Below are 21717 nucleotides of genomic sequence, written 5' to 3'. Positions count from 1 at the left end.
AAAATATTGTCCTTTAAATATTAGAAAGTTCTACCAATGGTAAATGTGAAGAACTCTTCATCATCACCTTCGTAAACTTTAATTGGTTTCGCTAGAGAGAAAACCAGTGGGCCCATCGGTGACATCCATTGAAGAGCGGCACCATAAGATGAACGGTAATTTGTTGGATCAGAGTAATCGTAATAGTACTGGCTGCCACTGTTAGGTGCGCCGCGGTCTACGAATTCGGTATCCCATACACTCGCCATGTCAAAGAAGACACTGGTACGAATCTGGCTACGCGCTTCATCAGAAGCAAACGGCGTTGGTACAATTAACTCTAAGCTTGCCAAAGCAACCGCGTTACCACCTACTGAGTCATCAGTAGCTGAATCGTATGTAGGGTTGTTACCTGTGCTGCTTCCGTAAACAGCTTTCGGACCTGCCGAGTTAGAGCCAAAACCACGTAGGGTTGTAAAACCACCTGCGTAGTAGTTCTCGTAGAATGGGAACAAATTATCGTTACCATCCGTTTGACCATAACCATTACCATAGCCTAAACGGCCACGCATCAATAGTGTGAACTCATGCTTTTTAGTCAGCGGGATGTAATGTTTTACATCGTACTGCATTTTGAAGTACTGAGCATCAGAACCGGGTACCGTCACCTTAGCAAAAGCACGTTGATGGTTACCTTCAGTAGGGAAGAAACCGCGGTTAAGATTGTTACGAGTCCAAGATATATTGATATCGAAGTCATCAGTTAGGATGTGTTCGTCACCATATTGGTCAATACTTCTCGCGAACTGTTCCACTTGGATATAGGTCGGAACGTTACCGATCTTGTTGTGCGTATAACCAACACCAAACTCAAGACGGTTCAGCTCATCCACAGGGAAACCCCATGTTAGGCTGGTACCATAACTTTGGTTGGTATAGTCGACGATACCCGCTTCAGAGGCTTCAAATTCGTTGTAGAAGATCTTACCGCCTAAGCTCACACCATCCAGGTTCCAGTATGGGTCACGGTAGTCTAAGCTCACGTTCTTTTGGTAATCATTCATCATGGCACTTACGCCAACACGGTTACCAGAGCCCGCAAAGTTGTCTTGCTGTAAACCAACTTGGAAACTAACACCTGATTCAGTACCATAACCAACACCAAAGTTGATGCTGCCTGAGTTAGCTTCCTTAACGTTGTAAACCAAATCAACTTGGTCTTCACTGCCAGGAACACGCACTGTTTGTACATCAACCGTTTCAAAGAAACCTAAACGGTTAAGACGGCTCTTACCAGTATCAATTGACTTAGAGTTAAGCCAGCTGCCTTCCATTTGACGCATTTCACGACGCAGTACTTCGTCTTTCGTTGAGTTGTTACCCGTGAATCGAATATCACGAACATAGATACGGCTGCCCGCTTCTACATTGATAACCAACGACACCTCTTTGGTCTCATCGTCAAATTCAGGAATCGTACGAACTTGTGGGTACGCGTAGCCAGATTCACCAAGAATTCGTTTTACGTTCTCTTCCAAAGACGTTACCGAAGAACCGTTGTACGTATCGCCGTCTTCGAATGGCACTAACGCTTCGAAGTCAGCCTCACGACCGATTAATTCACCACGGAAAGAGACATCTTTAACCGTATAAGCTTCGCCTTCATCAAGACCAAGCGTGATGTAAACACCTTTCTTGTCTGGAGAGATCGCCACCTGCGTAGAGTCGACCTTAAACTTAAGGTAACCACGGTCAAGGTAGTAAGATTTCAGCGCTTCGATATCACCGGCTAATACTTGCTTTTGGTATTTTTCATCCGCAAGGAAATTCCACCATGCAACATCTACATTCAGATTGAAACGACTAAGCAGTTCAGAGTCTGAGAAGACTTCATTACCGATAAAGTTGATTTGCTGAATCTTAGCGGATACGCCCTCAGTAAACACAAACTTAAGGTCAGAACGGTTACGTGGCAGAGGCGTCACAACCGCTTTTACTGTCGCGTTGTACTTACCCACGCTGTAGTAAAAATCTTCAAGGCCTTTCTCAATGTTACTCAGCGTAGTACGGTCAAGAGCTTCACCTTCACGAACACCAGACGCATCTAGGTTCTGCTGAAGCTGCTCTTCTTTGATCGCTTTGTTACCCGAGAATGAAATGCTCGCGATGGTCGGTCGTTCTTTCACTTGAACAACTAAAACACCTTCATCGCGAAGGACTTTAACGTCCTCAAAGTTACCTGAAGCATACAGTGCACGAATGATCTCAGATACATCGCTTTCATCCACTTCATCGCCAATACGCACTGGCATTTTCAGTAGAGCAGCACCAAGTGCAACACGCTGTAAACCTTCGACCTTGATATCTTGAACCACAAAGTTTTGTGCTCCGTTCGCAGCCACACTAGTGGCCAATAGACTTGCGAACAGAATTTGCTTAATCGCCATACTTATTCTAATTATTCCTTGCTACTACCAATGCCTGTGAGAAACCATTCACAGACGAGTAAAATCATTAAATATTGCCAGAGCCATCAAAGAGAAGAGGATTGCACCTCCCACTCTGTATCCCATTTCCTGAACTTTTTCAGGCACCGGTTTACGAGTAACGGCCTCAATAGCGAAAAAGAGCAAATGTCCGCCATCAAGCATAGGCAGCGGAACCAAATTAATAATCCCCAAGTTAACACTAATCAGAGCCAAAAAGCCTAAGAAGTAAACCAAACCGTAATCGGCGGTTGTCCCTGCGCCTTTAGCTATTGAAATCGGGCCACTCAAGTTATTTAAGCCAACATCACCAACGATGAGCTTCTTAAGCATTGTCAGCGTCAAACCAATGATTTGACCTGTTTTATCAAATGCTTTTCCTACAGACTCAATTACACCAAATTGTAACTCAAAGCGATAATCTTCTGGCCATTCTGCGACTTCTGGAGCAATACCTGCATAGCCGATTGTGGAACCATCAGAAAGCTCGCGGCTTTTTGGCGTCATAATTAATGACTGTTCAGTACCATTTCGCAGGACTACAAGGTCCAAGGATGTCATCGGGTTTGAACGGATTAACTCAACAACCGACTGCCACTGTTCAATAGGCTGCCCATAAATCTCAACAATTTTGTCGCCAGCTTCTACCCCTGCATCGTATGCCGCACCGTCATCAATGACTTGAGCGAGCACTGTCGATATCTCTGGAGAATATGGTCTAAAGCCCAGCGTTGTCATTGCAGATTCAGTTTCTGGGTTGAATGACCAGTCTGAAATATCCAATGTCATCTGTTGTTCAAAGCCGATATCGTCTTGAGAAGCAACCGTTACAGTCATGGACTGATCACCAATATGCGATATCAAACCCATATTGACTGATTCCCAATCTGCGGTTTTGATTCCCGAAATAGATTTAAGTTCCATTCCAGTTTCAATTCCGGCTTGTGCAGCAATAGATTGCGGAGTAACTTCACCAATTACGGGTTTAACCGCCGGTACGCCAATCAAAAATACAAGCCAATACGCAAAGACGGCAAAGATAAAGTTAAACGCAGGACCTGCGCCAACTATCGCCGTTCTTTTCCACAATGGCTTCTTATCAAAAGCGTATTGTTGTTCGTCTTCAGAAAGGTCGTCTACACGACCATCAAGCATCTTAACGTAGCCGCCCAATGGAATGACAGACAAGCTGTACTCTGTGCCATCACGGCCAACTTTGCTCCAGATTGATTTACCAAAACCAATCGAGAATTTCTCAACTTTCACACCACAGCGACGAGCAACCCAGAAGTGTCCAAACTCATGAACAGCGACCAGAATACCAAGCGCTACAATAAAGGATGCGAAGTTCCACAGAATTCCACTCATGCTAGCTGCTCTTTAATAAATTGATTGGCTAATTGACGAGACATATTATCGAGCTCGAGGAGGCTTTCCAAGCTATCTAAGCCCTCAGAGTTATGTTGTTCACATACTTTGCTCATAACATGCTCGTTAATGACGGCAATATCGGTAAATTTCACTCGATTGTTCAAGAAAGCATCGACTGCAATTTCGTTTGCTGCATTAATTGCGGTTGTTGCATGCTGACCTAGGTAGCAAGCTTCAATCGCTAATCTTAAACATGGGTAACGGCTAAAGTCTGGTTCTAGGAAAGTAAGCTCGCCCACTTTGGTGAAATCCAGAGGCTTAACACCCGCTTCTGTACGCTCAGGGTAAGACATCGTCAAAGCGATTGGCGTCGCCATATCAGGTTCACCCATTTGAGCAAGCACAGAGCCATCTTTGTACTGGACCATAGAATGAATCACAGACTGAGGATGAATAATCACTTTCAACTGCTCTTGAGAGGCATTAAATAACCATTTCGCCTCAATGTACTCTAATCCCTTATTCATCATAGTCGCTGAATCGACCGAGATCTTAGGACCCATAGACCAGTTAGGGTGTGCGATAGCTTGTTCTGGTGTTACCGACTCTAGCTCAGCAACGTCCGTATAACGGAAAGGACCACCCGAACCAGTCAAAAGAATATGGTTGATACCGTTCTCTTCTAAATCACAACGGCCTAGGTTAGTTTGTACGTTTTGAGGCAAGCATTGAAAGATAGCATTATGTTCACTATCAACTGGAAGTAGTTCAGCACCGTACTTTTCCACGGCGTCTATAAACAACTGTCCAGACATCACCAAGGCTTCTTTATTAGCAAGCAAGATACGCTTACCAGCCTTAACCGCAGACATAGTAGGAAGTAAACCAGCGGCACCAACAATCGCGGCCATTACCGTGTCCACTTCCTCTAGAGAAGCAACCTGACACATGCCTTCAGTGCCTGAAAGAACTTTTACGTTAGAGTAACTCGCGGACAACACTTCAGTCAGTTGAGACGCTGCATCAGGGCAAGCCATAGCAACATAGCTTGGTTGCCACTTTTCAACTAGCGCCAGCATCTTTTCAACATTCGAGCCTGCAGCCAGTGCAACCACTGAATAGAGATCTGGGTTTTGCTCGACGACTTTTAGTGTACTTGCACCAATTGAGCCGGTGGCGCCAAGGATAGTTAGATTTCGCATCACATATGACCGTAGAAATGTAATAAAGGGCAGAATCACTGCCCTTTTTTATTAGAATGCTAAATAAAGCAGAGCAAAGACAGGGAATGCAGCCGTTAAGCTATCTATTCTATCTAGTATACCACCATGACCAGGAATCAGATTACTGCTGTCTTTCACCCCAGAAACACGCTTAAACATGCTTTCAACAAGGTCACCTAGAACAGAAATAACAACGGTCACAAGGGTAATAACAATCATGTGAAGTGGGCTTGTGAATTGGATGTCAAACAAGTCAGCAAAGATCCAAGCCACGATCACTGCAGTAATAATGCCACCAATAAGACCTTCAATCGTCTTATTCGGACTTACCGCTGGTGCCATTTTACGCTTACCAAAACTCTTTCCTGAAAAATAAGCACCGCTGTCCGCCGCCCAAACAAGCAAGCAAACAAACATCACCAGTTTTGCGCCGTGGTAAGGATCAGCATCGATACCGTTAGCACGCAGGATAACCACACTCCAAAAGAATGGCAGCAGAGTCAGCACACCAAAGACGTGACGAAGAAGAGAAGAGTCTTTCCATGCAGGCATAGACTTAGGATAAGTCACCGCCATGCCACTCGCGATTACCCACCAAATCGAGCCAATCGTTAGAATGGCGTAGTGAGCAGTAGACAAGTTATTAAGGCTAAATGCATCAAAAGGGATAAAAGCAAAACTTGCAGCACTAACCACAACCGTTGGAATCAACGCTAAATAACGCGATTTGCTTTCAACAAACTGAGTCCACTCCCAAAAACCCAATAGCGAGATTACCGCTAGTGAAAGAATAAATGTAGGAAGTGATAACTCGAAAATACCTAGAATAACTAGGGGAGCTAAAATCAACGCCGTAATAATTCGTTGTTTCAAACCAAAAAATCCTTATTAACTGTCCATCAGAGCTTTAATTTGCTCACCGGTGCATCCAAAACGACGCTCACGGTTTACAAACCAAGTCACAGCTTCTACTAAGCTGTCTTCATTAAAGTCTGGCCAGAATTGTTCAGTGAAATACATTTCGGCGTAAGCCAACTGCCAAAGCATAAAATTACTAATGCGGCATTCGCCACTGGTACGGATAAGTAGATCGACTTCAGGAATATCTGCCATTGTCAGGTGCTGTGTAATCATAGCTTCATCAATATCATCTACATTAATATCACCAGACTTTACCTGTTGAGCAATAGAGGTCATTGCTTGCTGAATATCCCACTTACCGCCGTAGTTAGCTGCAATATTAATAACCATACCCGTATTGGTGCTAGTCAAAGCTTCCGCTTCTTCTATCTTCTTTTGTAGTCGATCATTGAAACGACTTTTATCACCAATAACACGAAGTTGTAGATTATTTTTATGAAGCTTTTTAACTTCACTCGACAGCACTGAAATAAACAGTTCCATCAAGATACCGACTTCTTCTTCAGGACGACGCCAGTTTTCGCTACTAAATGCAAAAAGAGTAACGGCTTTAATGCCAAGTCTGGCTGCAGAAGAGATGGTTTTACGAACGGCTTGAACACCGTTTTTATGGCCAAAGACGCGAGGCTTGCCCTGAGCTTTTGCCCAGCGACCATTACCATCCATAATGATAGCAATGTGTTTAGGAAGAGAGTCTGTGAACGCTTGAGAATTATGCATAAAAGAGTGAATCAAATTCTAATAGTCGAACAGAGTAGCATAAAAAAACGCTGCACCGTGAGTACAGCGTTTTTCCGGAAAGAAAAGAATATGGAAAATTAAACTTCCATCAACTCTTTTTCTTTAACAGCTAGAACTTCGTCTACGTTCTTAACCGCAGCGTCAGTTAGCTTTTGAATTTCGTCTTGTGCTTTACGATCTTCATCTTCCGAGATTTCTTTATCTTTAAGAAGTGCTTTTAGATCGCCATTCGCGTCACGACGGATATTACGGATAGCAACACGGCCACCTTCAGCTTCGCCACGAACGATTTTAACTAGGTCTTTACGACGCTCTTCCGTTAGCGGTGGAAGTGGAACACGGATAACTGTACCCGCAGACATAGGGTTTAGGCCTAGGTCAGATGTCAGAATTGCTTTTTCAACTAGAGGAGTCAGTGTTTTATCAAACACTGTAATAGCTAGTGTACGTGCATCTTCAGCGATAACGTTAGCTACTTGAGTCAAAGGCGTTGGAGCACCGTAGTACTCAACAGTAAGACCAGAAAGTAGGCTCGGGTGCGCACGGCCTGTACGAATCTTTTGCAGGCTGTTTTTTAGTGCATCAACACTTTTTACCATGCGCTCTTGAGCGTCTTTTTTGATTTCGTTAATCACAATTTCACCTTGATTATGTTCTTTCTTCAAGAAAGCTTTTTATTTGGAGTGATAAGGATAAGCTTACCAAGGTACAACACCTCAGTAAGCCCGAAAAATTAGTCAGCGTCGCTGATTAATGTACCTTCAGTTTCACCCATAACCACGCGACGTAGTGCGCCTGGTTTATTCATGTTAAATACACGGATTGGCATTTTGTGATCACGTGCTAGCGTAAATGCAGCCAAGTCCATTACTTTAAGTTCTTTATCAAGAACCGTGTTGTAAGACAACGTATCATACAACTCTGCGTCTGGGTTTGCTACAGGGTCAGAAGTAAATACACCATCTACTTTTGTCGCTTTTAGAACTACGTCAGCTTCGATTTCGATACCACGTAGACATGCAGCAGAATCCGTAGTGAAGAATGGGTTACCAGTACCAGCAGAGAAGATCACAACGCGACCTTGACGTAGTTGGCTGATTGCGTCTGCCCAGTTGTAGTCGTCACACACACCTTTAAGAGGGATTGCAGACATTACACGTGCGTTTACGTAAGCACGGTGAAGAGCGTCACGCATTGCAAGGCCGTTCATTACCGTTGCAAGCATACCCATGTGGTCACCAACAACGCGGTTCATACCTGCTTCAGCAAGGCCTGCACCACGGAAAAGGTTACCACCACCGATAACAACGCCTACTTGAACACCTAGTTCAACCAATTCTTTCACTTCTTGAGCCATACGATCAAGGATCGTCGGGTCAATACCAAAACCTTCTTCGCCTTGTAGTGCTTCACCGCTAAGTTTTAACAGAATACGTTGATACGCCGGTTTAGGGTTCGTAGTCATGGAGTTTACCTTCCAAAGAGTTGATGATTAACAGTCATGGATAAAAACTGAATAGCTCAGTTTGCATTCATAACAGCTAAAAAATAATTCACTATTCATAAAAAGACCGCAGCATTTGCCACGGTCTCTTTTCAAACAATACGCTAAGGATTAACCTTTTTGTACCGCTGCAACTTCGTCAGCAAAGCTCATTTCAGCTGCTTTCTCGATGCCTTCACCAACTTCTAGACGTACGAAGTTAGATACTGAAGCGCCTTTCTCTTTAAGGATAGCACCAACAGTTTGCTTAGGCTCCATGATGAAAGCTTGACCAGTTAGAGAGATTTCGCCTGTGAATTTCTTCATACGGCCAACAACCATTTTCTCTGCGATTTCAGCTGGTTTGCCTTCGTTCATAGCGATTTCAACTTGAACTGCTTTCTCTTTAGCAACTACGTCTGCTGGTACGTCTTCTGGGTTTAGGAACTCAGGACGTGATGCAGCAACGTGCATTGCAACGTGCTTAAGAGTTTCAGCTTCGCCTTCACCAGCAACAACAACACCGATTTTCTCACCGTGACGGTAAGAAGCTAGTGCAACACCAGAAACGTATTGTACGCGACGGATGTTGATGTTTTCGCCGATTTTTGCAACTAGAGCAACACGAGTCTCTTCGAACTGTGCTTGTAGCTCTTCAACAGTAGCTTGAGAAGCTACTGCAGCAGCTGCAACTTCTTCTGCGAATGCAGTGAAGTTAGCATCTTTTGCTACGAAGTCAGTTTGGCAGTTAACTTCAAGAAGAGCAGCTACGCCGTTCTCTTCTTTGATGATGATTGCGCCTTCAGCAGCAACGTTACCAGCTTTCTTAGCTGCTTTCGCTGCGCCAGACTTACGCATGTTTTCAATTGCTAGTTCGATGTCAGCGTTTGCTTCTACAAGCGCTTTCTTACATTCCATCATGCCAGCGCCAGTGCGCTCGCGAAGTTCTTTAACTAGAGCTGCAGTTACAGTTGCCATTCTCTATTCCTCAGTAAATTCTAAAAAAGATAAAAAACAGGGGCCTAATTAATTGGCCCCTGATATTGACTGTATTCAGTCCGTTAAGCCACCGATTATGACCGCTTAATATGAACTAAATATGGCTCAGAGCCGCTATTATTCAGCTTCTACAAAACCGTCTTTTTCAGCAGCTACAGCAGCAACATCTTTGTTGCGACCTTCTTTAACCGCGTCTGCAGCAGCGTTTAGGTAAAGCTGTACTGCACGGATTGCATCGTCGTTACCTGGGATAACGAAGTCAACACCGTCTGGGTTAGAGTTAGTATCAACTACAGCGTAAACTGGGATACCTAGGTTGTTTGCTTCTTTAACTGCGATGTGTTCGTGATCAGCATCGATTACGAATAGAGCGTCTGGAAGGCCGCCCATGTTCTTGATACCACCAAGAGATTTCTCTAGCTTCTCCATTTCACGAGTACGCATTAGAGCTTCTTTCTTAGTAAGCTTGTCGAAAGTACCGTCTTGAGCTTGCGCTTCAAGTTCTTTCAGACGCTTGATAGACTGACGAACAGTTTTGTAGTTCGTTAGCATACCGCCTAACCAGCGGTTGTTAACGTAGAACTGGTTGCTGTTGATAGCAGCTTCTTTAACAGCTTCAGATGCAGCGCGCTTAGTACCAACAAAAAGAACTTTACCTTTCTTCTCGCCAACTTTAGCGATTTCAGCTAGAGCTTCGTTGAACATTGGTACAGTTTTTTCTAGGTTGATGATATGTACTTTGTTACGAGCACCAAAGATGAATGGCTTCATTTTTGGGTTCCAGTAACGAGTTTGGTGACCGAAGTGAACACCAGCTTTAAGCATATCGCGCATTGATACAGTTGCCATTTTAAAATCCTCTATGGGGTTAGGCCTCCACATCCCCCATGAATCCGACCCCTAACAACTAACCACTTTTCAGCCGTTATCTGTGTTGTTGAGGCACCCCGGAACATGTGTCGGAATGTGTGTGATTTAAAGAAATAAGTTAGTGGACATAAAGCTTGTTTCGCCAATTGGAGAAAACAGTCCTGATGTCCGGCGCGCTTTATACCATATTTTGTCTATCTATGGCTAGAAAAAATTCTAAAAATGGCGACTGCTATACTGATCCCTATCGGCGAATTTCACCTATAAATAGTGTCGCTATTCATTCACTTCAGGCTCAATAAATCGATCACGATTCACTCACGTTGAGCAGTATCCACCAGCAATGTATGGACATGGGAATGTTGCGCTAAAATGCTGCACTGATAGAATAGCCCCAATATGCACACTTAGGTGCTACCAAATTAAGAGATATGCAATGGCTGTAAAAATTAAAACTGCTGAAGAAATTGAAAAAATGCGCGTCGCCGGCAAGCTGGCTTCTGAAATTCTAGAGATGATTGAACCTCATATCCAAGTAGGTACAACGACAGAAGAGCTAAACCAAATCTGTCACGAGTACGCTCTAGAAAGAGGCGCATACTCAGCACCACTTGATTACCACGGTTTCCCTAAGTCAATCTGTACGTCTATCAACCACATTGTGTGTCACGGTATTCCAGCATCACAAGATGAGACTGGCAGCACAGGTCAATTCAAACCGGCTGTATTAAAAGATGGCGACATTCTTAACGTTGATATCACGGTAATCATTCCTGATGACAAAAATGCAGATCTAAGCGTTCGTCCACAAGGTTACCACGGTGACACATCTAAGATGTTCCTAGTGGGTGAGGTTTCACCAGCAAACAAGCGTCTGTGCATGGTTGCTCAAGAAGCACTTTACGAAGGCATGCGCCAAGTTAAGCCAGGTGTTCAACTTGGTCAAATCGGCACTGCTATCGAGAAGTACATCAAAACAAACAACAAGAACAACCCACGCGCTAAGTTCTCTATTGTTAAAGATTACTGTGGTCACGGTATTGGTTCTGAGTTCCACGAAGATCCACAAGTGGTTCACTACAAGAACAGCGATCGCACCGTGCTAAAAGCAGGTATGTGTTTCACTATCGAGCCAATGATCAACGCGGGTAAGTTTGGCTGTCGTCTTGATGACGAAGATAGTTGGACAGTATACACGGCAGACAGCAAGAACTCGGCTCAATGGGAGCACACTCTGGTTGTAACTGATACTGGTTGTGAAGTACTAACACTGCGCAGCGATGATACAATCCCACGTATCATGAAGAACGCTTAGTTCACCGAACTGAACGCATCAGCCTTTTAAAAATATCCTCGCATTGTCGAGGATATTTTTTTATCCGCTCAATTTCGATTTTCCATCAGCTTCTGTTAAATTGTTTACTATTCTCATTTGCTTGCACGGATAGCAGACTATGCCTTATCAATGCCCTCTTACGTTCAATGACGAACAAATTGAAATCTGCGAATTAAAAAATCAGCTCGAAATCTTCACGCAGTATCAAAAAAATGAATTTCTGAACCACCACCCCGTCACCGATTTGGTTCTACTGCGCTCCGAATACATGGATTTACTTCTCAATCGTTTGTGGGAAAATTTCGGATTCAACAAACTGCCTCATATTTCACTTGTCGCAGTGGGTGGTTATGGTCGTGGCGAACTGCACCCTTTGTCTGACATTGATATTCTCATCGTCTCGCAAAAAACATTGCCACCAGCGCTCGGCGAGAAGGTCAGCCAATTCATCACCCTACTCTGGGATCTAAGATTAGAAGTCGGCCACGCCGTGCGCACCATTGCCGAATGTCTTGAGATCGGCATTGATGATTTAACCGTTGCGACCAACCTACAAGAGTCTCGATTGTTGTGTGGCAGTGAAGACACCTTCCAAGAACTAAAACTGAAGATTCACTCCGATTCGTTTTGGCCAAGTGAAACCTTCTACAAGGCTAAGATTCAAGAACAGAGAGAGCGTCACGCTCGCTACCACGACACCACTTACAACCTAGAGCCGGACATTAAATCGACTCCAGGCGGACTCAGAGACATCCATACCCTGAGCTGGGTTGCGCGTCGCCACTTCGGCGCGACCTCTTTGTTAGAGATGAGCAAATACGGCTTTCTAACCGATGCGGAGTATCGTGAATTAGTTGAGTGCCAAGATTTCCTATGGCGAGTTCGTTTTGCACTGCACATTGAACTGCGCCGTTATGACAACCGCCTCACCTTTGCCCATCAAGCTCAAGTCGCTGAACATCTGGGTTATACGGGCGAAGGCAACCGTGGTGTTGAGATGATGATGAAAGAGTTCTACCGAACCCTTCGTCGTGTTGCTGAACTGAATAAGATGCTGCTTAAACTGTTCGATCAAGCGATCATCAATGGCGGTCAGACCCAGGACGCTGAGATTCTCGACGATGACTTCCAACGCCGAGGTTCGTTGATCGAAGCACGCAAGCCAGCACTATTCCAAGCAAGACCAGAAACCATTCTCGATATGTTTATCCATATCGCCAATGACTCGACTATCGAAGGGGTTAGTCCCCCAACATTGCGACAGTTGCGAACGGCACGTCGCCGATTGAACCGATTCCTGCATACCATTCCTGAAGCTCGTGACAAGTTCATGGATCTAATTCGCCACCCAAATGCTCTGCACAAGGCCTTTAGCTTAATGCACAAGTTGGGCGTACTCTCGGCATACTTACCGCAGTGGAGCCAGATCGTTGGTCAGATGCAGTTTGACCTATTCCATGTTTACACTGTGGATGAGCACAGTATCCGCCTTCTCAAGCACATCAACCGCTTTGGTCAAATTGAAAACCACGATAAGCACCCTATCTGCTGTGAAGTGTACCCGCGCGTACAGAAGAAAGAGTTGCTGATCCTTGCCGCTATCTTCCATGACATCGGCAAAGGCCGCGGCGGAGACCACTCTGAGATAGGTGCAGTTGAGGCTTACTCTTTCTGTATTGAACACGGGTTATCGAAACCTGAAGCTAAACAAGTCGCGTGGTTGGTACAAAATCATCTGTTGATGTCAGTAACGGCTCAGCGCCGTGATATCTACGATCCAGATGTGATCACCGAATTCGCCAAAAAAGTGCGTGATGAAGAATCACTCGAGCTACTGGTTTGCTTAACCGTTGCCGATATCTGTGCGACGAACCCTGAGCTATGGAACAGTTGGAAACGCACCCTGTTAGCTGAGCTATTCCACTCTACGCAGCGCGCACTGCGCCGCGGATTGGAAAACCCAGTCGATGTCAGAGACCGTATTCGTCACAACCAACAAATGGCATCAGCACTGCTGCGTAAAGAAGGCTTCACCGCTCGTGAGATTGAACTGTTATGGCAACGCTTTAAGGCCGATTATTTCTTGCGTCACACACATAAACAAATCGCTTGGCACTGTGAGCACTTACTTCGCCTAGAAGACCCAAGCCAACCACTCGTGCTGATCAGCAAAAAAGCGACACGTGGTGGTACTGAGGTGTTCGTTTACTGTAAAGACCAAGCGGCACTGTTTGCGACCGTGGTTGCCGAACTCGACAGACGTAACTTTAACGTTCATGACGCCCAAGTCATGGTCAGCAAAGATGGTCATGTTTTGGATACCTTTATCGTACTAGACCAGCACGGTGAAGCGATTGATGAAGCAAGACACAAAGCCGTTGCTAAGCATCTGACTCATGTATTGGCTGATGGCCGACCAACTAAGATTAAGACACGTCGCACGCCACGTAACTTGCAACACTTTAAGGTCAAAACCTTAGTTGAGTTCCTACCAACCAAGAGCAAGAAACGCACCTTGATGGAGTTAAGAGCCCTTGATACGCCGGGGTTATTGGCTCAAGTCGGTGCAACCTTTGCGGAGCTAGACATCAACTTACACGGTGCCAAAATCACCACCATAGGTGAGCGAGCAGAGGATCTGTTTATTCTGACCAGTGAAGCAGGTGGAAGGCTGTCTGAAGAACAAGAACAGGCACTAAGAGAGCGATTAACCGAGCACGTTTCTGAACTCGCACCTTAGAAAGCGAATTCAGTCTAAAAGCAGGTTTAATAACCAAATAAGTGTGGGTAAAGATAGAGAGCGATCTTGCCCACAACTTACAATCAATTCACAGATATCAACTATCTAGCTCGTCGTTAGGCTGCTACATTGATCAAGTCAATTACATAAAAGTATTACATTCATAACCTAGAGGTCGCTTATGTATCCAAACCTCACTGGCTTAGGTATCCACGAACCTAAACAGATTGAACGTTACTCCCTTCGCCAAGAAGCGCACAAAGATATCCTGAAGATTTACTTTCGTAAGCAGAAAGGTGAACTGTTCGCGAAAAGCGTTAAGTTTAAGTACCCACGACAAGTAAAAAGTGTGCTTGTTAGCGGTGGCAATAATCAATACAAAGAAGTGACTGAGATTAACCGCAACCTCACTCTTGTGATTGATGAGCTCAACAAGATCACCAAACCGACGCCAACGGCTGAGGTGGATGTGAAGCAGAAGATCCTTACCGACTTACGCCATCTAGAGAAAGTGGTATCAAGTAAGATCGCTGAGATCGAAGCCGATCTAGAAAAGCTAAAATGATCCCGCGACTAACTAATAACTAACCAACATTAGTTATGCCGTTAAGGTTATACAGATACAAAAAGGGCTGATATCACTATCAGCCCTTTGTTTTTTATTCTATTTTCTCTATTCACTTAGACTCGCGATTGCTTAAAACACGCGAGACTTACTTAGACAAGCAAGTTTGAGCATCGATTAAGTTAGTATCCCACTCAAAGGTTTCAAACAACCTTAGCCAAGTTTCATCAAGGTTGGCCTTCATAACCAACTCTTCTTTTGTGAAAGGGTGAATAAAGCGAAGCTCTGAAGCGTGCAACAACAAACGGTGCGAATCTAAATCATCACGGAACAGTCGATTGTGCTTACCATCACCATGCGAGGTATCACCCACTATCGGATGTCTTAGGTGAGCCATGTGACGACGCAGCTGATGTTTGCGACCTGTCTTTGGCATCATCTCAACCAAGCAGTAGCGGCTCGTAGGAAAACGCCCTGTTGAATATGGCACTTCTACTTTTGCTAGCGGTTCATAGACTGTCACCGCCTCTTGCGCTTCTTTGTCTTCTTTCGCGAACTTATCTGCGATCTTATCCAGCTCAACCTTAAGTGCATAATCGAGCGTATCGCCCTCTTCTATCCAACCACGAACAATCGCATGATAGGTTTTTTGCATCTCATGATTAGCGAACATTGGCATCACCTGTGAAGCAACCTCACTCGACAACGCAAACACCAACACACCCGATGTCGGTCTGTCTAAACGATGCAATGGAAATACATGCTGACCAATTTGATCACGCAGTGTCTGCATAACAAATTGCGTTTCGTGTTTATCCAGCCATGAACGATGCACTAGCATGCCAGCGGGCTTATTCACCGCGACAAAATACTCATCTTGATAAATGATCTCTAACATTACGCGCATACCTCATCAATGCTCTGAATTGTCACTAGCAGTTCGACCTTGTCTGCCTCATTTTTCCACACTTCACCAAAATAAGGATGGATAGCAAAGCCCTTCGGTAGCGCCATTTTCGCATCCATCATTGCGTTGATCTTAACGATAAAGATCCACTGCAACCACTCTTCTGGCTGTAGAGAATCAATAGCAAAAGGCTCTACGCTCGCCAGAGCTTCATCCGAAGGCGGAAGCGCACTCCATAGGGAACATTGGCGCATTTGTTGTTCTAATTGTTGAAGTAAAAGAGGTAACTTTGTGGCTGCTGTCATTTTTCACCAAGTTATTTATCTAGTGACCTTGAAATTGGGGCATAGAGTACCATCTATTTAGGAAAGAAAGTTAGGAGCTTTATTACTATGGAAACGATTCACACGCTCACTCAGTTACTAAAGAATAGCGGTTGCCAATACGATATCTACGACCTAGGTCGCCGTATTCAGAAGATCGACAACACCTTATTCTCTGATGTTGAGCAAGGGAAACAGCCGTACCCATTTCCACTTCAGAAACAAGCTCACTTAGCGATTAGTTACTGGAACGAACACAAACAACCGTGGATCTGGTTCCTAAAATTCAAACTGGACGAAAGAGGCCTATTACATCAAGGTGATGTCGGCAATTTCCTTAAGTTTGTTATCGAAGCGATGGGCACACGTTTGAACGGTGAGATCAGCGAAGAGCAACAACAAAAGCTGTCTAACAACCCATATACTTTCAAGCCTTCAGAAGACAAAATGGCCGTGTTCCATAGCCAAGTAAGAGCAGGTTTAGACCTTGCAACGAGCCAATACTACGAACACGCTCAACACTATTTCACAGGCGAACTCGGTTGGGACAACTGGAAAACCGTTGGCCTACAAGGCATCACTGATATGTGTGCTCGCTTAGGCAGCCAACAAAATGGTGTCGCGATTCGCAAAGCATTGAACAAACTGCCATCAGAACCTCTATACGCAACACTAGGGGCGCTTGAGCACACGCAAATCAATGACAAGCTGGCTCAACGCTTACAAGAGATGGCAGAAAATGAGATTAACAGCCAAGAGCCGGATCTGTTCTTACTGTCGGCACTGGTACGTGCCCTTTCTGGCGCAGAGCAAAGCACAACGAATTCCGTAATTAACCAAGTACTGGCGAGCCCACGCTTAAGCCATCAAGAGGTGTTAATTGGTTTGGCTGGTCGTAGCTGGCACGCACTGCAAGATCCATCGATTGCTGAGCAATTCTTGTTACGCCTCGCACAAACAGGCAACCAGAACCTGTTCAATCAGTTATTTGCAGATTTAGTGATGATTCCGACACTAAGAATGGTATTTTTGCCGTTGTTGAATTCGAACCCATCACCAGAACTTGCCAATGCACTTGTTGAATTACAACAAGCGGCTAAGTCGCAATAGATACCAGACATAACAGCTCAGTAGCTCATAAGAAAAAGCTCAAATCACGAACGGAATAGAGAGATAAAAGGAAGTATGGATTAAATGATAGATAACTTATTGGCTATTTTGATGCTGTGCTTCTTTTGCTTTCTGTTTTGGCAGCAGCGCAGGCAATCCGAGCTTGCGAAAGCTGCCATTGCGAGAAAATGTAAAGAGCTCGACCTACAGCTATTAAGTGTTGCCTTTAATGGTCATAAACTTAAGATGCGCCATGAGCTCACCACCATTTGGCGCTGGCACACCGTGTATCAATTTGAGTTTTCAGCGTTGGGTGATGACCTGTACCAAGGGAAACTGACCATGGTGGGTTTCCGTTCTATGCGGTTTGAGCTACAGCCTCATAGAATGTAACGTCGCAATACTCGGTATAACGATATTCATGATAAGGGCCAAACTGATCTTGTTTGGTCTCTTTAAATGCAAAGCCTAATTTTTCTAATAGCTTAATCGATGGGTTGTGGCCGACATTCACAGTCGCAACAACATTCGTTAGGCGCTCTTCAAAACGCACTAAACTAAAGAAAGGCTTTAGTACCTCACTAGCAAAACCTTGATTCCAATATTCTTTATCCAAAATAAAGCCAAATTCATGCTTACCCTTTTCCGATGAAACAAAGACATGTCCAAGATATTCACGGGTTTGGTTGTGGATGATCGCGCGGCAAAAGCCTACGTTATCTTGCAGTATTTCTTGAAAAAGATGCTTCGCAGAGGTGATAGAGTGAGGTCCATTCATTTCAGCACGATTAATGGGGCAGCAATTTAACTTGATAAAGTCGAGTTCTAGCTGTTCAGTATAAGGTACCAACAGCGTTCTTGAGGTTGCTATCGTCATAAAACACTCCTTGTGTTGACCATTAGCAGAAAAGCAGATGTTGCGCTCTTAGATGAAAAAGCTCTCGATTAAAAAGAGCCTCCTAGACAGAGAAAGCCTCAGGAAAAGAAAAGCCCCGACACCGAAGTGTCAGGGCTAGGGTCTTACTCGCAGCAGTCCGGCTACTAATTAATGCTCCATGCATCATCCATAATAGTGGCTGTAATCCTTCAGCTCTTTCCTTTACTTCGCCGTCCTAGCGGTGTCCAATCATCCTGAAAGCTAACAATCCTAGTTAGCGCACATCACTTGTTCCGTGAGCGGTGTCCTTTACATCGTCCTGATGCTAATCCAACCCTTTAATCCTAAAGGTGTCCATTGTCATTCCGTTGCAGCTAACTTCCTGTTAACTGACTGTATCCCTACAATGTCCTTACGCTCCATGCTTGATCACTCAATCCTAAGTAACCAAATCTTCATCCTGAAGATAACCAAATCCTTGGTGCTTTCCTGTTCCGTGTCAGAATCCTTCCGACAAGGTTTAATTTACGCGATTTAGGATTTCGGACAATAGATTTGCATCACATTTTGAATTCAAGAAAGTTGTTAATTATATAAAACAAATAAAATTCAATACCTTAACTATATGCACATCAATATCTCTAGCGATGTATTCGTGTTATCTCACAGCCTTTGTAAGAGATCTCTCACAAGTCATGGGCGGTTTTATGATTCGCTATCATTCACCAGAGCGAGTAAAATGACTGAAGACTAAAAATGGAGGTCAACATGCTGACAAAAGATGTTTCTGAAGAGTTGAAATCAGTGCTTGAAGGACTGCAAGCGCAAGGGAAAGAGCCGACAGTTGCTTTAGTTAAGGCTCGTATGAGCACATCCGTTCCGATGCCCGCTTTAATCACGACTATCAAGAGCTGGAAAAGCGCAAATCGCGTTCCTAAAGTTGAAGTCGCGACACAAGAAGAGCCGGCACTTGATCGTGTTAGCCAGCTAGAAAAGCAAATCCTTGAACTCACCGCTCGCGTTGCCATACTTGAAGCTAAACTAACTGAGCAATAAGGCAACTGAGCAATAAGCTAACAGAGAAATAGAACACTATGAAGATATGGGTTGATGCGGACGCTTGTCCAAAGGTTATCCGAGAAACAATCGTACGCGCAGCTGAGCGCACAGGGGTTGAATGTACCTTTGTGGCAAACCATCTGGTTCCCGTTCCTAAACGTAATAACATTCACTCGATTCAAGTGCCAAGCGGATTTGATATTGCTGATGATGAAATCGTAAAACGCACTGAACCTGGCGATCTTGTGATTACATCCGATATCCCTCTGGCTGACGAAGTGATCACCAAAGGTGGGCAAGCCCTCAGCTCTCGTGGTGAGCTTTACACCAAAGAGACCATCAAAGCGCGTCTGAACATTCGTGACTTTATGGATACCATGCGCTCAAGTGGCATCCAAACGGGTGGACCAAGTGCCCTTTCTCAAACCGACCGTCGTGAGTTTGCCAACCACCTCGATCGCCTGCTAGCCAAACGCTAACCACAGTCTTCCTAATTACGACACCTTTGATCGTCGTTTTCGTAATAGCTGTAGTCCCGATGAAATTTTAATCGACATACTCCGTTCTTGATATTTATTACAATAACGGAGTATTGATTATGGTTCGTCGAATCACCCTCTCGCTATCCATTCTTTTTTGCAGCACTCAACCTTCCTTTGCCGATGAAAACTTTGCTGGTGAAGACTTTGCCGATGAACACCTTGCGAATAAAGAGTTCGGAATCATCGGAGGCAGCATTACCTATGGTGAAAGTGTTTTCTCCACTAAAAGTGCCCCTCAATTTGGCGCGACACCCAACCTATTCTACTCAGGCCCAAAAGGCTTTATTGATGGCAGCTTAGCCAATTGGCAACTGCTGCCTTACGTCGGGCTATCTGGAAACTGGCGTTTTGCTGAGGTGTCAGACACTTTTGTCGACCTACCCAACGGCATTCAAGACAGAGATGGTAATGGAGAGCTGGGGATAACATTAGGTACGGTTGGCGCACGCCTCACCTACTTACACGATGTGACTTCAGAACATAACGGCTACGAAGTTCAGCTTCACTTAGGCAGAACATTAGAAACCTGGACGCAGCCATTCACCATTACGCCCTACCTAGAAATCGATTATCGTGACAAGAAACTGTCCAATCACCTTTATGGTATTTCTAACACCGAAGCTTCTGCCTCAGGGTTAAACCAGTTTGATGCAGGGTCGACGTTTGTTTATCAAGCGGGGTTAATCGGGCTCTATGAGTTCACGCCAACTTGGATTGGTATCGCTCGAGCAGACTTAATTCATCACGACAGCGACAGCGCTTTGATACAACGAGATTTAGGCTGGTCATTTGAATTTGGGGTTACCTATCGTTTCGCCGGATTATGAGTTTACTCGTCCAAATAAAATAGCCCATCTATTTTACATGCACCATTTTGAAATCGGTCAAGATGGTGCTCCAAGCCTTATTCCTACAACGATATACACTTAACACATATCAGATATTAAAACGGATCATTACCTCCTCGTAGCGCAGGCATAGATACTCCCTCTTTTAGTGAACACATGAGTGCACCATGCTACGTAAAACAACGACTATTTTTGGCTCGTTGCAATGGATCTGCTCCCTGCTTCTTGGATTCTCTTCTACTTCTTTAGCACAAGAAGATACCGTTCCCCACTCAACACCAGACAACAAAGATAACGGATTATTTTCACTGCTTGGGGGCCCGGCTTACATGCCAGAAACTGGCTTTATGCTTGCCATCGGTGGATTGTACTCATTTAACACGACACCTGAACAACCGAGTAAAACTCAACGATCTTCCATCACATTAGTGGGTATCGCCAATGAAATGGATAGCGGTGTCGGTTTTGGTGTTCGCTCCAAACAAAAAATATTTTCTCCACAGAATAAACTGCGCTACTTCGGCCAATTATCGATGGGCAAACAAAGCTTGTACTATTTCGGTACTGGTTATCAGTCAGGGGCCAATAACGGTAAAGATGAAGAGAACTTAGTCGACTATGACTTCGTCACCTACAACGCTGATCTCGGAATGCACTTGGGTAACAACATTTACCTAGGGCCAATACTTCGCTTGCAGTACAAAAAGGCGATTGAAGAATCTATTTCATCAAACGTCGCTCAAGATACCGATTTTATCTACGGTCAAGATAACTCCTTCACGCTCGGGGTAGGTGTAGCCTTACAATGGGATACCCGCGACATCGCAGTAAATGCTCGTCAAGGTCAGTTTCTGAGCCTTGAATATGCGAGCTACCAAGACAACTTTGGCAGTGACTCCAATTTTGAAAAAGCTGAAGCCGATTACCGTCTGTATTGGACACCAATCAAAGGCTCCACCTTGGCTTTTCTCAATACTGCAAACTTAAGCGCAGGCGATGTTCCCTATTACGAACTGCCAACCTTTGGCGGCCAAGATTCCATGCGTGGCATCTATTACGGACGCTACCGTGATATGCACAGCGTCGAGCACACCATGGAGTATCGCCAGTCATTTATGAGCAATGGTGATTACACCAAACACGGCTTTACGATGTGGGCCGGTCTCGCAACAACGGCTGAAAACATCAATGACCTGTATCAGGATAAAATTTACAGCTACGGCGTTGGCTATCGTTATGAACTCCAACCTCGTATGAACGTTCGTGTCGACCTCGGCTTTGGCTCTAATGATGCACAAGGCCTTTATCTGTCGATCAACGAAGCGTTTTAAGAGGTC

Annotated in this window: 21 protein-coding genes; 9 read left to right on the top strand and 12 right to left on the bottom strand. The window is 44.6% G+C overall.

Annotated elements, in window-relative coordinates; genetic code table 11:
- Positions 1–20: 20 nt before the first annotated feature.
- From bamA to rpsB, 9 genes are all read right to left on the bottom strand, one after another.
- Entirely contained in the window at positions 21–2426 is a 2406-nt protein-coding gene (gene bamA, locus OCV20_RS03885) for an outer membrane protein assembly factor BamA (protein ID WP_086774702.1), read from the bottom strand.
- Between the two features lie 48 nt (positions 2427–2474).
- Positions 2475–3833, bottom strand: coding sequence for a sigma E protease regulator RseP (rseP, locus tag OCV20_RS03880; protein WP_086774703.1), 1359 nt, complete (start codon positions 3831–3833; stop codon positions 2475–2477).
- The gene (gene ispC / locus OCV20_RS03875) at positions 3830–5038 is read right to left on the bottom strand and encodes a 1-deoxy-D-xylulose-5-phosphate reductoisomerase (protein WP_086774704.1); all 1209 of its coding nucleotides are present in this window, start codon (positions 5036–5038) and stop codon (positions 3830–3832) included. The genes rseP and ispC overlap by 4 nt, the downstream gene beginning before the upstream one ends.
- A 51-nt stretch (positions 5039–5089) precedes the next feature.
- Entirely contained in the window at positions 5090–5932 is an 843-nt protein-coding gene (locus tag OCV20_RS03870) for a phosphatidate cytidylyltransferase (protein ID WP_086774705.1), read from the bottom strand.
- Positions 5933–5947: 15 nt separating this feature from the next.
- Complete coding sequence (locus tag OCV20_RS03865) at positions 5948–6700, bottom strand: isoprenyl transferase (RefSeq protein ID WP_017063364.1); 753 nt, start codon at positions 6698–6700, stop codon at positions 5948–5950.
- A gap of 98 nt (positions 6701–6798) precedes the next feature.
- Positions 6799–7356, bottom strand: coding sequence for a ribosome recycling factor (gene frr, locus OCV20_RS03860; protein ID WP_017060741.1), 558 nt, complete (start codon positions 7354–7356; stop codon positions 6799–6801).
- A 98-nt stretch (positions 7357–7454) separates the two neighbouring features.
- The gene (pyrH, locus tag OCV20_RS03855; protein WP_017630771.1) at positions 7455–8186 is read right to left on the bottom strand and encodes a UMP kinase; all 732 of its coding nucleotides are present in this window, start codon (positions 8184–8186) and stop codon (positions 7455–7457) included.
- A 150-nt stretch (positions 8187–8336) separates the two neighbouring features.
- Positions 8337–9182 carry a translation elongation factor Ts gene (gene tsf, locus OCV20_RS03850; protein ID WP_017630772.1) on the bottom strand — a complete coding sequence of 282 codons (846 nt, stop codon included), beginning with the start codon at positions 9180–9182 and terminating at the stop codon, positions 8337–8339.
- A 138-nt stretch (positions 9183–9320) separates the two neighbouring features.
- Positions 9321–10052, bottom strand: a complete 732-nt coding sequence (gene rpsB / locus OCV20_RS03845; protein WP_032547152.1) for a 30S ribosomal protein S2 — start codon at positions 10050–10052, stop codon at positions 9321–9323.
- Between the two features lie 457 nt (positions 10053–10509).
- Between rpsB and map the strand changes: the two genes are divergently transcribed.
- The 3 genes from map (at position 10510) to OCV20_RS03830 (ending at position 14714) form a co-directional block, all read left to right on the top strand.
- The gene (map, locus tag OCV20_RS03840) at positions 10510–11388 is read left to right on the top strand and encodes a type I methionyl aminopeptidase (protein ID WP_048606681.1); all 879 of its coding nucleotides are present in this window, start codon (positions 10510–10512) and stop codon (positions 11386–11388) included.
- A gap of 139 nt (positions 11389–11527) precedes the next feature.
- On the top strand, positions 11528–14149 hold the full coding sequence (glnD, locus tag OCV20_RS03835; RefSeq protein ID WP_086774706.1) for a bifunctional uridylyltransferase/uridylyl-removing protein GlnD: 2622 nt from the start codon (positions 11528–11530) through the stop codon (positions 14147–14149).
- Between the two features lie 181 nt (positions 14150–14330).
- Positions 14331–14714 carry a DUF3461 family protein gene (locus tag OCV20_RS03830; protein ID WP_004734354.1) on the top strand — a complete coding sequence of 128 codons (384 nt, stop codon included), beginning with the start codon at positions 14331–14333 and terminating at the stop codon, positions 14712–14714.
- Positions 14715–14862: 148 nt separating this feature from the next.
- Here OCV20_RS03830 and truC read toward each other — a convergent pair whose 3' ends face one another.
- Positions 14863–15612 carry a tRNA pseudouridine(65) synthase TruC gene (gene truC / locus OCV20_RS03825; RefSeq protein WP_017060745.1) on the bottom strand — a complete coding sequence of 250 codons (750 nt, stop codon included), beginning with the start codon at positions 15610–15612 and terminating at the stop codon, positions 14863–14865.
- A complete protein-coding gene (locus tag OCV20_RS03820; protein ID WP_050619944.1) occupies positions 15612–15926 on the bottom strand; it encodes a YqcC family protein in 315 nt (104 codons plus the stop codon). The genes truC and OCV20_RS03820 overlap by 1 nt, the downstream gene beginning before the upstream one ends.
- An 87-nt stretch (positions 15927–16013) precedes the next feature.
- Between OCV20_RS03820 and OCV20_RS03815 the strand changes: the two genes are divergently transcribed.
- Both OCV20_RS03815 and OCV20_RS03810 read left to right on the top strand, forming a co-directional pair.
- Positions 16014–17054, top strand: coding sequence for a DUF3549 family protein (locus OCV20_RS03815; protein WP_048616184.1), 1041 nt, complete (start codon positions 16014–16016; stop codon positions 17052–17054).
- Positions 17055–17138: 84 nt separating this feature from the next.
- Positions 17139–17447 carry a DUF3301 domain-containing protein gene (locus tag OCV20_RS03810; protein ID WP_050647925.1) on the top strand — a complete coding sequence of 103 codons (309 nt, stop codon included), beginning with the start codon at positions 17139–17141 and terminating at the stop codon, positions 17445–17447.
- Here the strand turns inward: OCV20_RS03810 and OCV20_RS03805 are convergent.
- Positions 17413–17931 carry a GNAT family N-acetyltransferase gene (locus OCV20_RS03805; protein WP_086774707.1) on the bottom strand — a complete coding sequence of 173 codons (519 nt, stop codon included), beginning with the start codon at positions 17929–17931 and terminating at the stop codon, positions 17413–17415. The genes OCV20_RS03810 and OCV20_RS03805 overlap by 35 nt on opposite strands.
- A gap of 768 nt (positions 17932–18699) precedes the next feature.
- Between OCV20_RS03805 and OCV20_RS03800 the strand changes: the two genes are divergently transcribed.
- From OCV20_RS03800 to OCV20_RS03785, 4 genes are all read left to right on the top strand, one after another.
- On the top strand, positions 18700–18987 hold the full coding sequence (locus tag OCV20_RS03800; RefSeq protein ID WP_086774708.1) for a hypothetical protein: 288 nt from the start codon (positions 18700–18702) through the stop codon (positions 18985–18987).
- A gap of 38 nt (positions 18988–19025) precedes the next feature.
- Positions 19026–19469, top strand: coding sequence for a YaiI/YqxD family protein (locus OCV20_RS03795; protein WP_009847429.1), 444 nt, complete (start codon positions 19026–19028; stop codon positions 19467–19469).
- Positions 19470–19588: 119 nt separating this feature from the next.
- Positions 19589–20359: a MipA/OmpV family protein gene (locus tag OCV20_RS03790; RefSeq protein WP_086774709.1), complete on the top strand. Its 771-nt coding sequence runs from the start codon at positions 19589–19591 to the stop codon at positions 20357–20359.
- 188 nt (positions 20360–20547) lie between these two features.
- Positions 20548–21711: a BamA/TamA family outer membrane protein gene (locus OCV20_RS03785; RefSeq protein ID WP_086774710.1), complete on the top strand. Its 1164-nt coding sequence runs from the start codon at positions 20548–20550 to the stop codon at positions 21709–21711.
- Positions 21712–21717: the final 6 nt, after the last annotated feature.

The organism is Vibrio coralliirubri (assembly GCF_024347375.1).
Classification (GTDB): domain Bacteria; phylum Pseudomonadota; class Gammaproteobacteria; order Enterobacterales; family Vibrionaceae; genus Vibrio; species Vibrio coralliirubri.
The sequence above is the reverse complement of the archived record's forward strand: the minus strand, read 5'-3'. Positions and strand labels throughout refer to the sequence as shown.

Excerpts from the sequence above, each read along its gene's own strand:
- OCV20_RS03805 (WP_086774707.1), bottom strand. The coding sequence starts at position 17,931 with ATGACGATAGCAACCTCAAGAACGCTGTTGGTACCTTATACTGAACAG.
- OCV20_RS03795 (WP_009847429.1), top strand. The coding sequence starts at position 19,026 with ATGAAGATATGGGTTGATGCGGACGCTTGTCCAAAGGTTATCCGAGAA.
- OCV20_RS03815 (WP_048616184.1), top strand. The coding sequence starts at position 16,014 with ATGGAAACGATTCACACGCTCACTCAGTTACTAAAGAATAGCGGTTGC.
- OCV20_RS03865 (WP_017063364.1), bottom strand. The coding sequence starts at position 6,700 with ATGCATAATTCTCAAGCGTTCACAGACTCTCTTCCTAAACACATTGCT.
- rpsB (WP_032547152.1), bottom strand. The coding sequence starts at position 10,052 with ATGGCAACTGTATCAATGCGCGATATGCTTAAAGCTGGTGTTCACTTC.
- OCV20_RS03790 (WP_086774709.1), top strand. The coding sequence starts at position 19,589 with ATGGTTCGTCGAATCACCCTCTCGCTATCCATTCTTTTTTGCAGCACT.
- map (WP_048606681.1), top strand. The coding sequence starts at position 10,510 with ATGGCTGTAAAAATTAAAACTGCTGAAGAAATTGAAAAAATGCGCGTC.
- OCV20_RS03810 (WP_050647925.1), top strand. The coding sequence starts at position 17,139 with ATGATAGATAACTTATTGGCTATTTTGATGCTGTGCTTCTTTTGCTTT.
- OCV20_RS03785 (WP_086774710.1), top strand. The coding sequence starts at position 20,548 with ATGCTACGTAAAACAACGACTATTTTTGGCTCGTTGCAATGGATCTGC.
- bamA (WP_086774702.1), bottom strand. The coding sequence starts at position 2,426 with ATGGCGATTAAGCAAATTCTGTTCGCAAGTCTATTGGCCACTAGTGTG.
- pyrH (WP_017630771.1), bottom strand. The coding sequence starts at position 8,186 with ATGACTACGAACCCTAAACCGGCGTATCAACGTATTCTGTTAAAACTT.
- OCV20_RS03830 (WP_004734354.1), top strand. The coding sequence starts at position 14,331 with ATGTATCCAAACCTCACTGGCTTAGGTATCCACGAACCTAAACAGATT.
- truC (WP_017060745.1), bottom strand. The coding sequence starts at position 15,612 with ATGTTAGAGATCATTTATCAAGATGAGTATTTTGTCGCGGTGAATAAG.
- tsf (WP_017630772.1), bottom strand. The coding sequence starts at position 9,182 with ATGGCAACTGTAACTGCAGCTCTAGTTAAAGAACTTCGCGAGCGCACT.
- OCV20_RS03820 (WP_050619944.1), bottom strand. The coding sequence starts at position 15,926 with ATGACAGCAGCCACAAAGTTACCTCTTTTACTTCAACAATTAGAACAA.
- ispC (WP_086774704.1), bottom strand. The coding sequence starts at position 5,038 with ATGCGAAATCTAACTATCCTTGGCGCCACCGGCTCAATTGGTGCAAGT.
- glnD (WP_086774706.1), top strand. The coding sequence starts at position 11,528 with ATGCCTTATCAATGCCCTCTTACGTTCAATGACGAACAAATTGAAATC.
- rseP (WP_086774703.1), bottom strand. The coding sequence starts at position 3,833 with ATGAGTGGAATTCTGTGGAACTTCGCATCCTTTATTGTAGCGCTTGGT.
- OCV20_RS03800 (WP_086774708.1), top strand. The coding sequence starts at position 18,700 with ATGCTGACAAAAGATGTTTCTGAAGAGTTGAAATCAGTGCTTGAAGGA.